At 72.5% G+C, this 12,995-nt stretch carries 11 protein-coding genes and 2 pseudogenes; 5 read left to right on the forward strand and 8 right to left on the reverse strand.

The features are described 5' to 3' along the window. Positions 1 to 1,404: 1,404 nt before the first annotated feature. Both DSC45_RS16495 and sigE read right to left on the reverse strand, forming a co-directional pair. Positions 1,405 to 2,376, reverse strand: coding sequence for an anti-sigma factor family protein (locus tag DSC45_RS16495; RefSeq protein WP_119291558.1), 972 nt, complete (start codon positions 2,374 to 2,376; stop codon positions 1,405 to 1,407). Continuing rightward, positions 2,373 to 3,185, reverse strand: coding sequence for an RNA polymerase sigma factor SigE (gene sigE / locus DSC45_RS16500; RefSeq protein WP_119291560.1), 813 nt, complete (start codon positions 3,183 to 3,185; stop codon positions 2,373 to 2,375). The genes DSC45_RS16495 and sigE overlap by 4 nt, the downstream gene beginning before the upstream one ends. A gap of 188 nt (positions 3,186 to 3,373) precedes the next feature. Between sigE and DSC45_RS16505 the strand changes: the two genes are divergently transcribed. Then, positions 3,374 to 4,048 carry an O-methyltransferase gene (locus DSC45_RS16505; RefSeq protein ID WP_119291562.1) on the forward strand — a complete coding sequence of 225 codons (675 nt, stop codon included), beginning with the start codon at positions 3,374 to 3,376 and terminating at the stop codon, positions 4,046 to 4,048. Positions 4,049 to 4,178: 130 nt separating this feature from the next. On the opposite strand, the gene DSC45_RS16510 is transcribed toward DSC45_RS16505, so the two are convergent. Continuing rightward, positions 4,179 to 4,346: a DUF3117 domain-containing protein gene (locus DSC45_RS16510; protein WP_003966491.1), complete on the reverse strand. Its 168-nt coding sequence runs from the start codon at positions 4,344 to 4,346 to the stop codon at positions 4,179 to 4,181. Positions 4,347 to 4,671: 325 nt separating this feature from the next. Here DSC45_RS16510 and DSC45_RS16515 point away from each other — a divergent pair, with 325 nt between their 5' ends. Continuing rightward, complete coding sequence (locus DSC45_RS16515; RefSeq protein ID WP_119291564.1) at positions 4,672 to 5,472, forward strand: 2-cyclohexenylcarbonyl CoA isomerase; 801 nt, start codon at positions 4,672 to 4,674, stop codon at positions 5,470 to 5,472. Between the two features lie 27 nt (positions 5,473 to 5,499). On the opposite strand, the gene DSC45_RS16520 is transcribed toward DSC45_RS16515, so the two are convergent. Next, positions 5,500 to 6,081 carry a DNA-3-methyladenine glycosylase I gene (locus DSC45_RS16520; RefSeq protein WP_119291566.1) on the reverse strand — a complete coding sequence of 194 codons (582 nt, stop codon included), beginning with the start codon at positions 6,079 to 6,081 and terminating at the stop codon, positions 5,500 to 5,502. Positions 6,082 to 6,395: 314 nt separating this feature from the next. Then, positions 6,396 to 6,710: pseudogene (locus DSC45_RS36380) on the reverse strand (DivIVA domain-containing protein); the annotation flags it as partial. Between the two features lie 149 nt (positions 6,711 to 6,859). Here DSC45_RS36380 and folP point away from each other — a divergent pair. Continuing rightward, entirely contained in the window at positions 6,860 to 7,729 is an 870-nt protein-coding gene (folP, locus tag DSC45_RS16530) for a dihydropteroate synthase (RefSeq protein WP_119291568.1), read from the forward strand. A 157-nt stretch (positions 7,730 to 7,886) separates the two neighbouring features. On the opposite strand, the gene DSC45_RS16535 is transcribed toward folP, so the two are convergent. Beyond that, positions 7,887 to 8,636: an LOG family protein gene (locus tag DSC45_RS16535; protein WP_119291570.1), complete on the reverse strand. Its 750-nt coding sequence runs from the start codon at positions 8,634 to 8,636 to the stop codon at positions 7,887 to 7,889. A gap of 151 nt (positions 8,637 to 8,787) precedes the next feature. After that, complete coding sequence (gene dapE, locus DSC45_RS16540) at positions 8,788 to 9,867, reverse strand: succinyl-diaminopimelate desuccinylase (protein WP_119291572.1); 1,080 nt, start codon at positions 9,865 to 9,867, stop codon at positions 8,788 to 8,790. A gap of 165 nt (positions 9,868 to 10,032) precedes the next feature. Here dapE and DSC45_RS16545 point away from each other — a divergent pair, with 165 nt between their 5' ends. Next, positions 10,033 to 11,007 (forward strand): heavy metal transporter, encoded by a 975-nt coding sequence (locus DSC45_RS16545; RefSeq protein WP_205571347.1) that lies wholly within the window; start codon positions 10,033 to 10,035, stop codon positions 11,005 to 11,007. A 373-nt stretch (positions 11,008 to 11,380) separates the two neighbouring features. Beyond that, positions 11,381 to 11,617: pseudogene (locus DSC45_RS16550) on the forward strand (ATP-binding protein); the annotation flags it as partial. Between the two features lie 160 nt (positions 11,618 to 11,777). Here the strand turns inward: DSC45_RS16550 and DSC45_RS16555 are convergent. After that, positions 11,778 to 12,872 (reverse strand): bifunctional succinyldiaminopimelate transaminase/glutamate-prephenate aminotransferase, encoded by a 1,095-nt coding sequence (locus DSC45_RS16555; protein WP_119291575.1) that lies wholly within the window; start codon positions 12,870 to 12,872, stop codon positions 11,778 to 11,780. Positions 12,873 to 12,995: the final 123 nt, after the last annotated feature.

Consider the following 12,995-nt stretch of genomic DNA (forward strand, 5'->3'; position numbering starts at 1 on the left):
CGGAGTGGCGATGGACTGCTGTGCGGGCGCCTGCGCGGAACCAGGCGGCACCTGGGTACCTTGCGCAGTGTTCGGCGGCACGTGAGAGCCCTGCGCCGGAGTGGCGATGGACTGCTGCGCGGGCGCCGATGCAGAACCAGGCGGCACCTGGGTACCTTGCGCAGTGTTCGGCGGCACGTGAGTGCCCTGCGCCGGAGTGGCGATGGACTGCTGTGCGGGCGCCGGTGCAGAACCAGGCGGCACCTGGGTACCTTGCGCAGTGTTCGGCGGCACGTGAGTGCCCTGCGCCGGAGTGGCGATGGACTGCTGCGCGGGCGCCGATGCAGAACCAGGCGGCACCTGAGTACCTTGCGCGGTGTTCGGCGGCACGTGAGTGCCCTGCGCCGGAGTAGTGATGGGCTGCTGCGCGGGGGCCGGTGAAGAACCAGGCGGCACCCGGGTGCCTTGCGCGGGAGTGGCGACCGGGCGCTGCACGGGCGGTGCGGGGGCCCATGGCCCGGGCTCGCCGTACGGCGGAGTGCCGTACGGATCGGGTGCGTGGCGGGGCTTGGGCCGATCGTCGACGGGGGTGCCGGACGCGGGCGTCGCCGACGCGGGAGCACTGGAGGCGGGCGTACCCGAGGTAGAGGTACCCGACGCGGGCGTGCCCGAGGCAACGGTGTCGGGCGACGGAGCGGGGTCAGGGGCGGAGGAAGCGCTGGGGCCGGGAGCTGCGTCAACGGCGGTGGCTGGCACCGGAGTTCGCGCGGATGGGCCGGGCGTGGGCAGGTCCGTCGCCGAGGTTGCCGGCGCACCGGATATGTCCTCCGCAGGGGGCACGGCGTCCTCGGGCTCTCCCTCGGCATCCGCCGAACCGGCCGGACCTGCGGAACGGGCCGAGTCGGGCCCCGCATCGACCGTGGCAGCGTCCCCCGAGACAGCTCCGGAGCCCCGGAGCAAGTAGTCACCGTCACCGGGCTCCGCGACCTGTGCAGAGGCCGATCCCGGGGAGGTCCCGGCCGACGCGTCCGGATCCGCAACTGCGGCCCCCGGCGCCGTACCGCCTTGCGCTGAGAGGGAGTTGGAGGTCGCAGGCCGGTCCGGATGCGGCTCGCCGGGCGAGGAACCCGAGGGGCCCGGCGCAGCCTCGGGCGCAGCTGTCTCCGCGTGTCCCTCGCCTGCCGCACGTCGTGGACGGCTCCACCACTTCGCCTTCGGCCCGGTGGGCTTGCGCTCGTCCATGTTCTCCCCACAGCTGGTGCGCGGCCGAGGCGGTCGCACCCCGATCCCGCGGTGAGCCGCGCGCACGTGCGTCGCGCGGCTCGGTCTCGTTCCCCGGTGCCGCAACCGTCCGGGCACCAATTCCCGGGACGGACACGGCCAGCAGAATTCAACCAGGTTTACGAGCGATCGCGCAGGGACCGATCAGCGGGCGGACGAAACCGACGGGCCCGAGGACGCGGTGGGACGGGACGATGCCCCGGCCCAGACACCCGAGGTCGAGTCGAGTCCTGACCTGGGGTCGAGCCCCGGTGCCGGCCCACGGCCACCCGGCCCTCGTACCCGTGCCTGCTCCGCGGCGGTCTCCGACACCGGCCGTATCAGCGGCGAGAGAGCGGCGGCACCGGACAGCAGCGGGGAGACCGGCACGCCCTGAGCCCTCGCCTCCCGCAGCATCCGCTCGCGCTGCGGAACGCCGGGCAGCAGCGGCGCCGAGGCGCTCGGGGTGGCGGCCGGGGCTGCCATCGTGTCGGCCTGGCCCGCCTGAGCGGCCAGCTGTCCCCCACCACGCCGACGCTGCGTGTCGCTCGTCGCGGCGCTGCCCCCGCCCTGGCTGCGCTGAGGGGCGGCCTTCGAGCCTCTTACGTCACCGGTGTCGCTCGGCAGTCCCGTGGAGACGCCGCCGAGCGCGATGGCGGCCAGCGAGACGGCTCCGGCCGCGGCGAACGCGAACCGGCGGCCGCGCGAGGCCGATCGCTCCGCCGTACTGCGCCCGACGTCATGGATACGGAAACCGCGCCCGGAGTCGCCGCCGGGCAGCAGGCCCCCACCGTCGGCGGGGGCGTAACGGAACGCGCTCTCTCCGGGCATGCCGAAGAGACGGTCGGCCGACAGCGGAAGTACCTCGTCACCACCGAACGGCGAACCGTCGTCGGGGCCGCCCTCCGGCAGCCCCTGCAGTCTCGCCAGGAAACCCTCCGAGGGCGGCGGCGGCGCCGTGTCCGCGAAATAGCTCTTGAGCCGGCGCTGCGCATCGGCCTCGGCCTTGCACTTGGCGCAGGTCGCGAGATGAGAGAGCACCCGCTCGCGGGACTCATGGCCCAACTCGCCGTCCACCAGGGCGGCGAGACGGTCCCCCAGGTGCTGCTCGGCAGGTGTAGGACGTGAACCACTCACGCGGACGCGCCCCCTCCTCCCAGCGCGGGCACACCGGTGGCCCCGACCAGACGCCGCTCCGCGCGGGCCTGGGGCGAACGGTGCTGCAGTGCCTTGCGCAGCTGCGAGCGCCCACGGTGGATACGGCTGCGCACGGTGCCCAGCTTGACGCCCAGGGTCGCGGCGATCTCCTCGTACGACAGGCCCTCGATGTCGCACAGGACGACCGCGGCGCGGAACTCCGGCGCGAGGGTGTCGAGCGCCTGCTGCACATCGGCGTCGAAGTGGGTGTCCTGGAAGACCTGCTGCGGCGACGGCTCACGGCTCGGCAGCCGCTCCGCCGCGTCGTCGCCGAGGGCGTCGAAACGGATGCGCTGGCGCCGCCGGACCATGTCCAGGAAGAGATTGGTGGTGATGCGGTGCAGCCAGCCCTCGAAGGTGCCGGGCGTGTACGTCGACAGCGAGCGGAAGACGCGGACGAAGACTTCCTGGGTGAGGTCCTCGGCATCGTGCTGGTTACCCGTGAGGCGATAGGCGAGGCGGTACACACGGCCGCTGTGCGTGCTGACGATCTCCTCCCAGCTGGGCGGAGTCCACGCCCCCGATTCCGCATCGGCGGCAAAGGTCGCGGTGTGTGCGGATTCGGTGTCAGTGGCACCTCCCGCGCCTCGGGGGCTGCGGGGGAAACGGTCAGCATTCTTGGTCACGGATTTCGGCTCGCCCGTCGACCTGAGAAAACGACGTCGCAGTCGCGACACTTTTCCCCGGTCACCGGCCGTAGCCGCACCTCCCCTGTCGGCTCTGGTGGTGTCCAGTGGAGCCCCTACCATAGCCATCCCGACCGTTAGCTCCGTGTAAGCGTTTTTACGTGAATTTGGCATAAGGGCGGTGCCCTGATCTGCGCCGCGCTCGGTGACGTGACCCATGCGCTTCTCCCGCACCTCCCCGTCCGGTGTTTCCTCCTCAGTTCCCCCCTCATTAACGCCCGGTCCCATCTGCGGGTTCCCGGCGCCAGCGGATACAGTCACCGCCAGGCCAACAACGGGGACAGGAGAGGGTCATCACCGGCAACCGGCAGTCGAGCCTGTCGTTCGCGGACGCCTTCGTCGCCGAGGACGAAGCTCTGCTCTGGGCCCGCGAGCGGGCCAGGGAGTCAGGGCTGCGTCCGGTGTCCCCGGCCACCGGTACGACGCTCGCCATGCTGGCCGCGACCGCGGGAGCCAAGGCGGTCGCCGAGATCGGCACCGGCACGGGCGTGTCCGGAATCCACCTTCTGCAGGGCATGCGCCCGGACGGCGTCCTGACGACCGTGGACCCCGAGCCCGAGCGCCAGCAGTTCGCCCGCGAGGCACTGCGCGCGGCCGGTTTCGCGGGCAACCGGGCCCGGTTCATCCCCGGGCGCGCCCTCGACGTACTGCCACGGCTCGCGGACAGCGGCTACGACGTGGTGTTCTGCGACGGCGACCGCATGGAGTGCCTCGAGTACCTCGCTGAATCGTTGCGCCTGCTCCGCCCCGGCGGCCTTGTCTGCTTCGAGGGCGTCTTCGCGGACGGCCGTACGGTCGACTCGGGCCCGCAGCCCGTCGAGGTGGTCCGCCAGCGGGAACTGCTGCGGGCCGTACGGGAGAGTCAGGAGCTGCTGCCGGCCCTGCTGCCCACGGCCGACGGGCTGCTCTGCGCCGTCAAGCGCTGAGCGGCGGGGACGGCCGGGCGCCGCCCCAGGTCCGGCTTCGACCCCGGCAGAACCCCGGCACGGCGACGCCCCGACACGCTGTTAGTGTGCCGGGGCAGTCACATCCTGAATCAGCGCTGAGCGCTCCGCGTCAGCCGACGACCTTCTTGAGGGCGTCGCCGAGCGCGTCGGCCTCATCGGGCGTCAGCTCGACGACAAGCCGACCGCCGCCTTCGAGCGGAACGCGCATGACGATGCCCCGCCCCTCCTTGGTCACCTCGAGCGGGCCGTCGCCCGTCCGCGGCTTCATGGCCGCCATGCTCGTTCCCCTTCCTGAAACCAGCTCATCGCAGCCGGCGGCCCCATGACAGGCGCTGTGTCACCGGCATCGAACACATTGCTTCCAGGCCATTATCCCGCATGGCCGGACCCGATGACCAACATCGGTCCGTATCGCTTGGGCAAGCCACTTGAGCAAAACCACCCAATTCGGCGATGTGACTGCGATACTGCGCCGCCCCACGCGTCACTGCGATCCCGAATTGTTAGACGCAGGTCACACCTCCTGCGACATATCCGCCCGCTGCGATCTCCGTCATCCTGGCTCCGACGACGTAACGCCCAGCGACGGAGGTACCCGCACCATGGCCGACACCGTGCTCCACGAGGTGAACGACGGACTCGCGACGATCACCCTCAACCGCCCCGAGGCCATGAACGCCATGAACACGGAGGCCAAGGTCGCACTGCGCGAGGCCGTGCTCTCGGCCGCCGCGGACCCCGCGGTGCGGGCGGTGCTGCTGACGGCGACGGGCAAGGCGTTCTGCGTGGGCCAGGACCTCAAGGAGCACATCGGCACCCTCACCGCCGAGCGCGACGCGGGCACCGGCAACACCATGAGCACGGTGGCCGAGCACTACAACCCGATCGTGCGCGCCCTCACCGAGATGCCGAAGCCGGTCGTGGCGGGCGTGAACGGGGTCGCGGCCGGCGCGGGATTCGGTTTCGCGCTCGCCGCGGACTACCGGATCGTGGCGGACACCGCCGGCTTCAACACCTCGTTCGCCGGGGTCGCGCTGACCACCGACTCCGGCGTGTCGTGGACGCTGCCGCGACTCGTCGGCCAGGGCCGGGCGGCCGACCTGCTGTTCTTCCCGCGCAGCATCAAGGCCCAGGAGGCGTACGAGCTCGGGATCGCCAACCGGGTGGTGCCCGCCGGCGAACTCGCCGCCGAAGCACGGAAGGTGGCCCGCGCGCTGGCCGACGGACCGACGCTCGCCTACGCGGCGATCAAGGAGTCGCTCGCGCACAGCGCGTCCCACACGCTGCCCGAGACCCTGCTCAAGGAGGAGGAACTGCAGGCGAAGGCGGGCGCTTCGGAGGACCACGCGATCGCGGTACAGGCCTTCATCGCGAAGGAGGAGCCGACGTATCTCGGTCGGTGAGGGCCCACCGGCGCACGCCCGCGCGGCTCAACCTCCGCCGCGCGCCCTGCAGTCGGCGAGGTGATCGTCGACGAGTCCGCAGGCCTGCATCATCGCGTACGCCGTGGTGGGCCCGATGAAGCGCAGGCCGCGCTTCTTGAGCGCCTTGGACAGGGCCTTGGACTCGTCGGTGATCGCCGGGACGTCGGCCAGGGTGCGCGGCGCCGGGCGGCCGGCGGGCTCGGGCGCGTACGACCAGATCAGGGTGTCGAGTTCGCCCGGGGACCAGTCGGCGAGGACGCGGGCGTTCGCGAGGGTGGCGTCGATCTTGGCGCGGTTGCGGATGATGCCCGCGTCGGCGAGCAGGCGGGCGGCGTCGGTCTCGGTGAAAGCCGCCACCGAGCCGATCTTGAAGTCGGCGAAGGCGCGGCGGAAGCCCTCACGGCGGCGCAGGATGGTGATCCAGGAGAGGCCGGACTGGAAGGCCTCCAGGCTCAGTCGCTCGTAGAGCGCGTCGTCGCCGTGGACCGGGCGTCCCCACTCGCCGTCGTGGTACTCCGTGTAGTCCTCGCTGGACAGGGCCCAGGGGCAGCGGAGCGCTCCGTCGGGGCCAGGCTGTGCGGCGGTCACCGGCGGGGCTCCTCGGGGCCGTAGGGCGCGTCCGGGCCCTGGGGGTCGACGGCGTACGGGTCGGCGGCGGTGCCCGAGTCGGTAGGAGTGCCCGGGTCGGTGGGAGTGCCCGGGTCGGTGGGAGTGCCCGGGTCGGTGGGTGTGGCGTCCTCGGGGCAGTGGGGCTCGCCCGGCGCCCGGGCCGCGGAGGTCTCCCCCCGGTCCTGCGGTCGGTGCTGGGGGATCTCTCCGGTGTCGTACGGCGCCTGCGGGCTGTCCTGCCGGGTGTCGTACGGCGCCGGCTGACCGGTGCCGTACGCCGGGAAGAGTCCGCCGCCGACGGCCGACGCCTCCGCGCCCGCGAGCGCCGATTCCAGCTCGGCGATCCGGGCGTCCCGCTCGGCGAGTTCCGCGCCGAGGCGGGCGAGCGCGTCGTCCACCTCGGACATGCGGTAGCCGCGTACCGCCATCGGCAGGCGCAGCGCTTCCACGTCGGCCCGGCCCACCGGGCGCTCCTCGGGCAGCGGGTCGACCAGGCGGTCGGGCACGGGACGCGACAGGGCGCCCTTCTCGCCGCCGCCCACCACGGCGAGCGCGACCGCGGCGACCACCACGACGAGCGCGATGAGCAGGAACCAGAACACGACCATCTCCCCGGAAGGCACCACCGACGTCCGTGTCCCGGGAGCGCCCCGCGGTCCTCGCGGGCGGCGGCCCCGGCACACTGTTCGGGTCCGATCGTGCCATGGAGCACTGACAGTTAAGGTCGCAGGCGAGCGACGCGAGGAGGAATCAGGGGATGCAAGGGCCACTGCGGCTCGGTGGGCGGGAGTTCGCCGCGCACGAGCCGGTGATCATGGCGATCGTGAACCGGACCCCGGACTCCTTCTACGACCAGGGCGCCACCTTCCGGGACGAGCCGGCCCTCGCGCGCGTCGAGCAGGCCGTCGCCGAGGGCGCCGCGATCATCGACATCGGCGGGGTGAAGGCCGGCCCCGGCGAGGAGGTGACCGCCGAGGAGGAGGCGCGCCGTACGGTCGGGTTCGTCGCCGAGGTGCGGCGCCGGTTCCCGGACGTGATCATCAGCGTGGACACCTGGCGGCACGAGGTCGGCGAGGCGGCCTGCGAGGCGGGCGCCGATCTCCTCAACGACGCCTGGGGCGGCGTCGATCCGCGTCTCGCGGAGGTGGCGGGACGCTACGGGGTGGGCATCGTCTGCACGCACGCGGGTGGTGTCCAGCCGCGGACCCGGCCGCACCGGATCGCGTACGAGGACGTGATGGCCGACATCCTGCAGGTCACGGTCTCGTTGGCCGAACGCGCGGTGGAGCTCGGGGTGGCGCCGGAGTCCGTCATGATCGATCCCGGGCACGACTTCGGGAAGAACACCCGGCACTCGCTCGAGGCGACGCGGCGGCTCGGTGAGATGGCGGAGACCGGGTGGCCGGTCCTGGTGTCGCTGTCCAACAAGGACTTCGTGGGCGAGACGCTCGACCGGCCGGTCAAGGAGCGGCTGATCGGGACACTGGCGACGACGGCGGTGTCCGCGTGGCTCGGGGCGCGGGTGTACCGGGTGCATGAAGTCGCCGAGACGCGGCAGGTGTTGGAGATGGTGGGGGCGATCGCGGGGGTCCGCGCACCCTCAGTGGCGCGGCGGGGCTTGAGTTAGGCCCGGGGCCGGCCGGCCCCGGGCCCCGTTGATTGCCGGGGCTCCACTCCGGAACCCGGGGCTCCGCCCTCGGGATGGGGTGTCGTCGCGCGCCGCGCGGGCCGCGGTTGCCGGACGTGCCGGCCCGGCGGGAGTTGCGGCCGGGCCGTGCCGACGTTCAGCCCGATACTTCCTTCGTCACCAGGGTGACCGCCTCTGTCACGTCGTCCGTGACGTGGAAGAGGTGGAGGTCGCGGGAGGCCGCCTTGCCCTGGGCGATGACCGTGTCGCGGAGCCAGTCGACGAGGCCGCCCCAGTACGCCGAGCCGAACAGGACGATCGGGAATCGGGTGACCTTGCGGGTCTGGACGAGGGTGAGGGCCTCGAAGAGCTCGTCCAGGGTGCCGAGTCCGCCGGGCAGGACGACGAAGCCCTGCGCGTACTTCACGAACATGGTCTTGCGGACGAAGAAGTAGCGGAAGTTGACGCCGATGTCGACGTGCTCGTTGAGCCCCTGCTCGAAGGGGAGCTCGATACCGAGGCCGACCGAGGTGCCCTTCGCCTCCCGCGCGCCGCGGTTGGCCGCCGCCATGGCGCCCGGACCACCGCCGGTGATCACCGCGAAGCCGGCCTCCACCAGGGCCTTGCCGATCTCCACCCCGGCCTCGTACTCAGGAGTGCCCTCGGGGGTACGGGCGGAGCCGAACACACTGATCGCGGGCGGGAGTTCGGCGAGCGCGCCGAAGCCCTCCACGAACTCGGACTGGATACGCATGACCCGCCACGGATCGGTGTGCACCCACTCGGAATCGCCCTCGGTGTCGAGGAGTCGCTGGTCCGTGGTGCCGGGCTGGATCTGCGAGCGGCGGCGTACCACCGGGCCCAGGTACTGCTCCTCGACCGGTCCCTGCTCGTCCGGGTGGCTCATGAATATCCCCTTCCGTCCTTGGTGCTGCCCTCAGCGTAGATCGACCCGTGTGAAGCGGGGCGTAAATGCCGGGCGGCTCCGGGCGGAGTGCGCGTGAACGCCCGGTTCGGTCGGGGCGCAGTGGGTCAGGGCGCGGTCGGTCGGGGTGCGGTCAGGACGTGAGCCAGGACCGCAGCCGCTCCTCGCCCGCGAGGATCTTCGCGGTGTCGACACGCTCGTCCCGCTTGTGGGCGAGATGCGGATTGCCCGGACCGTAGTTGACCGCCGGGACGCCGAGGGCGCTGAAGCGGGAGACGTCCGTCCAGCCGTACTTGGGCTGCGGGGTGCCGCCGACCGCCTCGATGAACGCCGCGGCGGCCGGATGCGAGAGCCCCGGCAGCGCGGCGCCGCTGTGGTCGTCCACGACGAACTCCTGCACACCGCAGTCCGCGAAGACCTCGCGGACATGCGCCAGCGCCTCCTCCTCGGAACGGTCCGGGGCGTAGCGGAAGTTCACGGTGACCGTGCAGGCGTCGGGGATGACGTTCCCGGCGACGCCGCCCTCGATACGCACCGCGTTGAGGCCCTCGCGATACTCGAGGCCGTCGATGACCGGGTACCGCGGGGTGTACGAGGTGAGCCGCTCGAGGATCGGCGATGCGGCGTGGATGGCGTTGGAGCCCAGCCAGCTGCGCGCCGAGTGGGCACGCTCGCCACCGGTGCGAAGGAGGACCCTCAGAGTGCCCTGGCAGCCGCCCTCGACCTGCCCGTCGGAGGGCTCGAGGAGTACCGCGAAGTCGCCCTCCAGCCAGTCGGGATGGGCGTCGGCGACGTGGCCGAGGCCGTTGAGATGGGCGGCGACCTCTTCGTTGTCGTAGAAGACGAAGGTCAGGTCGCGGTTGGGTTCCCGTACGGTCTGGGCGATCCGGAGCTGTACGGCGACGCCGGCCTTCATGTCGCAGCTGCCGCACCCCCAGAGCACGCCGTCCTCGTCGAGCCGGGACGGCACGTTCTCCGCGATCGGCACCGTGTCGATGTGGCCGGCCAGGATGACGCGCTCGGGACGGCCGAGGCGGGTGCGCGCGACCACGTTGTTCCCGTGCCGGTCGACCGAAAGGTGCGGCAGGGCGCGCAGGGCGGCCTCGACCGCGTCGGCGAGCGGCTTCTCCTGTCCGCTCTCGGACGGGAAGTCGACGAGCCGGGCGGTGAGCTCCGCGGCGTCGAGCGTGAGGTCAAGGGGTGCTTCGGCCATGCCGCGACCCTAGCCGAGGCGTCTTCGCGCCCGGTCTCCTCCCCGGTGGGTGGAGGCTCGGCGTCCGCCCGCCGGAGGGCCAGCTTCCGTTCGCCGCGGGACCTGCGTCCGCAGCGCCCCGACGAGAGCCACTGGTCACCCACGGACACCGGTACGGTGGTCCGCGTGCCAGCTCAGCCCTCCCCCACCCGCAGGCGTGGCCGGATCCTTCGTTTCGGAGCGGCCCTCGCCGTGCTGGTCGCGCTCGCGGGCTATCTGGCGATGCAGTACGCGGGCGGCGGCAAGCGCGCACCCCGCTGCCTGGTCGTCTCGGGCGACGGGGACGGCGGGACCTACGAGTTCACCGCGGAACAGGCGGTGAACGCGGCGACGGTGTCGGCCGTCGGGACCGCACGGGGCATGCCCGAGCGGGCGGTGACGATCGCCCTGGCGACCGCGCTCCAGGAGTCCGGGCTGCGCAACATCAACCACGGCGACCGCGACTCGATCGGCCTCTTCCAGCAGCGGCCCTCACAGGGCTGGGGCACCGAGAAGCAGATCATGGACCCGGTCTACACCTCGGAGAAGTTCTACGAGCACCTGGCCGAGGTCCCGGGCTACTCCCGACTGCCGCTGACCGTCGCCGCCCAGCGGGTGCAGCGCAGCGGCTTCCCGCAGGCGTACGCCAAGCACGAGCCGGACGCTGCGCTGCTCGCGGCGGCCCTGACCGGCAGGTCGCCGGGCGTCTTCAGTTGCGAGACCCGCAAGGCGACCCGGCCCGGCGACCCGGCGAAGGTGCGCAAGGCCCTGAGGCGGGACTTCGGGACGGACATACTGCCCCGCACCGAGGCCGCGGGAGCCGTCGCTTCGGACAGCTCCGGTTCGGACGACGACGAGGAACGGCGCACGGTGTCCGTGCCGGTGGCCGACGCGACGGCCGCGGTGGCGGAGAGCACCCGAGGCAGGCGCGGCTGGGAACTCGCGCACTGGGCCGTCGCACACGCCGCCGAGCTGCGGATCGAGCGGGTCTCGTACGCGGGCCGTGACTGGAAGGCGGCCGAGACCGAGGCGGAGTGGAGCGAGGCCGGGGACGGGGCGGCCGGTGGCGCGTCCGCCGGGGACGGTGCGGACGAGGCGGTACGGATCGTCACCGCGCGCTGAGGGCCTCGCACACGGAGCGTCGTCCCGCGCGGGGACGGTGGCCGTCACCCGTACGACTCGTCACTCGAAGGTGGCGGTCCGCAGGCACCCGTGCGACGTTTCCCGACCGGCGTTCAGGGCCCTCGCACGGATCGTCAATCCCCTTGCGCCCCATGGGAAGTGAGGATTCTTCAGGACCTCACCCAAGACGCACTTCGACCGGTTATGTCCGGAGTCGATCACGCAGCGCATTGCCAACTCTTTACGCCGGTACACCGAAACCTTCGGGGCGTCCCAGCGGTAGTCACGACGTCCGTACGCCGGATTCCGTACCCGCACCGGGCACACGGGACCGGTCAGGACGATGTCCGTCCCACCGTTTCGAAGGAGCAACATGTCCCTCCCCCTGACCCGCAGGATCGCCCGCACCGCTCTGCTCGTCGCAGCGGGAGCGGCGCCCCTGGCAGGCGTCGTCGGAGCTGCCGGTACGGCCGGCGCCGCCGAGCTGCCGGCCACCGGCGCCCTCGGCGCGGTGTCCGCTCTCGACGCCGACGCCGTCGGCGGCGCCGCCGAGAGCGCCACCGGGCTCGCGGGACAGACCGGCGGCCAGGCCGTCGAGGACGCCGCACCGACCGTGGGCGCCGCGTCCCAGGACCTCATCGGCGGCCTGCCCACCCAGGGCCTGCCGCTCGGCTGAGCCGCCCACCGGCCCGGCAGCGGGCCGGGACGCACCACAAAGGGCCCGGGAGTCGCCTCCCGGGCCCTGCTGCGTCGTGGTGCGCGTCAGCGGGTCAGAGCCGCTGGACGGCCGCGGCCACCCGCTCGTCGGTGGCGGTCAAGGCGACCCGTACGTACTCGTGCCCGGCCTCGCCGTAGAAGTCCCCGGGTGCCACCAGGATGCCGAGCTCGGCGAGATGGGCGACCGTCGACCAGCAGGACTCGCCGCGGGTGGCCCACAGGTACAGGCTCGCCTCGCTGTGCTCGATCCGGAAGCCGTGCCGCAGCAGCGCCTCGCGCAGGGACGCCCGCCGGGCGGCGTAGCGCTCGCGCTGCTCGGCCACGTGGGTGTCGTCCCCGAGGGCCGCGACCGTGGCGGCCTGCACCGGGGCGGGCGTCATCATGCCGCCGTGCTTGCGGATCTGCAGCAGGTCACCGAGCACGGCCTCGTCGCCCACGACGAACGCGGCGCGGTAGCCGGCCAGATTGGAGCGCTTGGACAACGAGTGCACGGCGACGATGCCCTCGTACGAGCCGCCGCAGACCTCCGGGTCGAGCACGGAGACCGGTTCGGCCTCCCAGCCGAGCTCCAGGTAGCACTCGTCCGAGAACACCAGGACGTCGTGCTCGCGCGCCCAGGCGACGATGCGGGCCAGTTCGTCCTTGGCGAGGACCCGGCCGGTCGGGTTGGACGGCGAGTTGAGCCAGAGCAGCTTCAGGGCGGCCGGGTCGAGGTCGGTGACCGGGTCGTCGTAGACCGCGTGCTCGGCGCGGGCCAGGCGGGCTCCGACCTCGTACGTCGGGTAGGCGAGCCGCGGGACGCCGACCAGGTCGCCCGGGCCGAGGCCGAGCTGGGTCGGCAGCCAGGCCACGAGCTCCTTGGAGCCCACCACGGGCAGCACATTGCGGTGGCCGGCCCCGCGGGCGCCGAGCCGCCGCTCGGCCCAGCCGGCGATCGCGTCGCGCAGCGCGGGCGTACCCCACACCGTCGGATAGCCCGGCGAGTCCGCCGCGGCCACCAGAGCCTTCTGCACCACGTCCGGCACCGGATCGACGGGAGTGCCGACCGACAGGTCGACGATGCCGCCCGGGTGCGCTGCCGCGGTGGCCTTGTAGGGCTCGAGCTTGTCCCAGGGGAAGACGGGAAGCCGGTCGGATACGGCGGACACGGGACTCGCTTTCTTCGCGCTCTTCTCACACCGACTGCGCAGTGCCTGCACGGTCCGCGCTCTGCTCTCGCGCTGTCTGTGCGCGTTCTTCACGACCGCGGCCCGTGAAGGAACCGCGGCCAG

It is taken from the genome of Streptomyces sp. YIM 130001, assembly GCF_003574445.1.
Lineage (GTDB): Bacteria > Actinomycetota > Actinomycetes > Streptomycetales > Streptomycetaceae > Streptomyces.

Bases quoted from the DNA above. Each gene is read 5' to 3' on its own strand.
- sigE (WP_119291560.1), bottom strand. From the start codon at position 3,185: ATGGTAGGGGCTCCACTGGACACCACCAGAGCCGACAGGGGAGGTGCG.
- DSC45_RS16510 (WP_003966491.1), bottom strand. From the start codon at position 4,346: ATGGCGGCCATGAAGCCGCGGACGGGCGACGGCCCGCTCGAGGTGACC.
- DSC45_RS16515 (WP_119291564.1), top strand. From the start codon at position 4,672: ATGGCCGACACCGTGCTCCACGAGGTGAACGACGGACTCGCGACGATC.
- folP (WP_119291568.1), top strand. From the start codon at position 6,860: ATGCAAGGGCCACTGCGGCTCGGTGGGCGGGAGTTCGCCGCGCACGAG.
- DSC45_RS16535 (WP_119291570.1), bottom strand. From the start codon at position 8,636: ATGAGCCACCCGGACGAGCAGGGACCGGTCGAGGAGCAGTACCTGGGC.
- dapE (WP_119291572.1), bottom strand. From the start codon at position 9,867: ATGGCCGAAGCACCCCTTGACCTCACGCTCGACGCCGCGGAGCTCACC.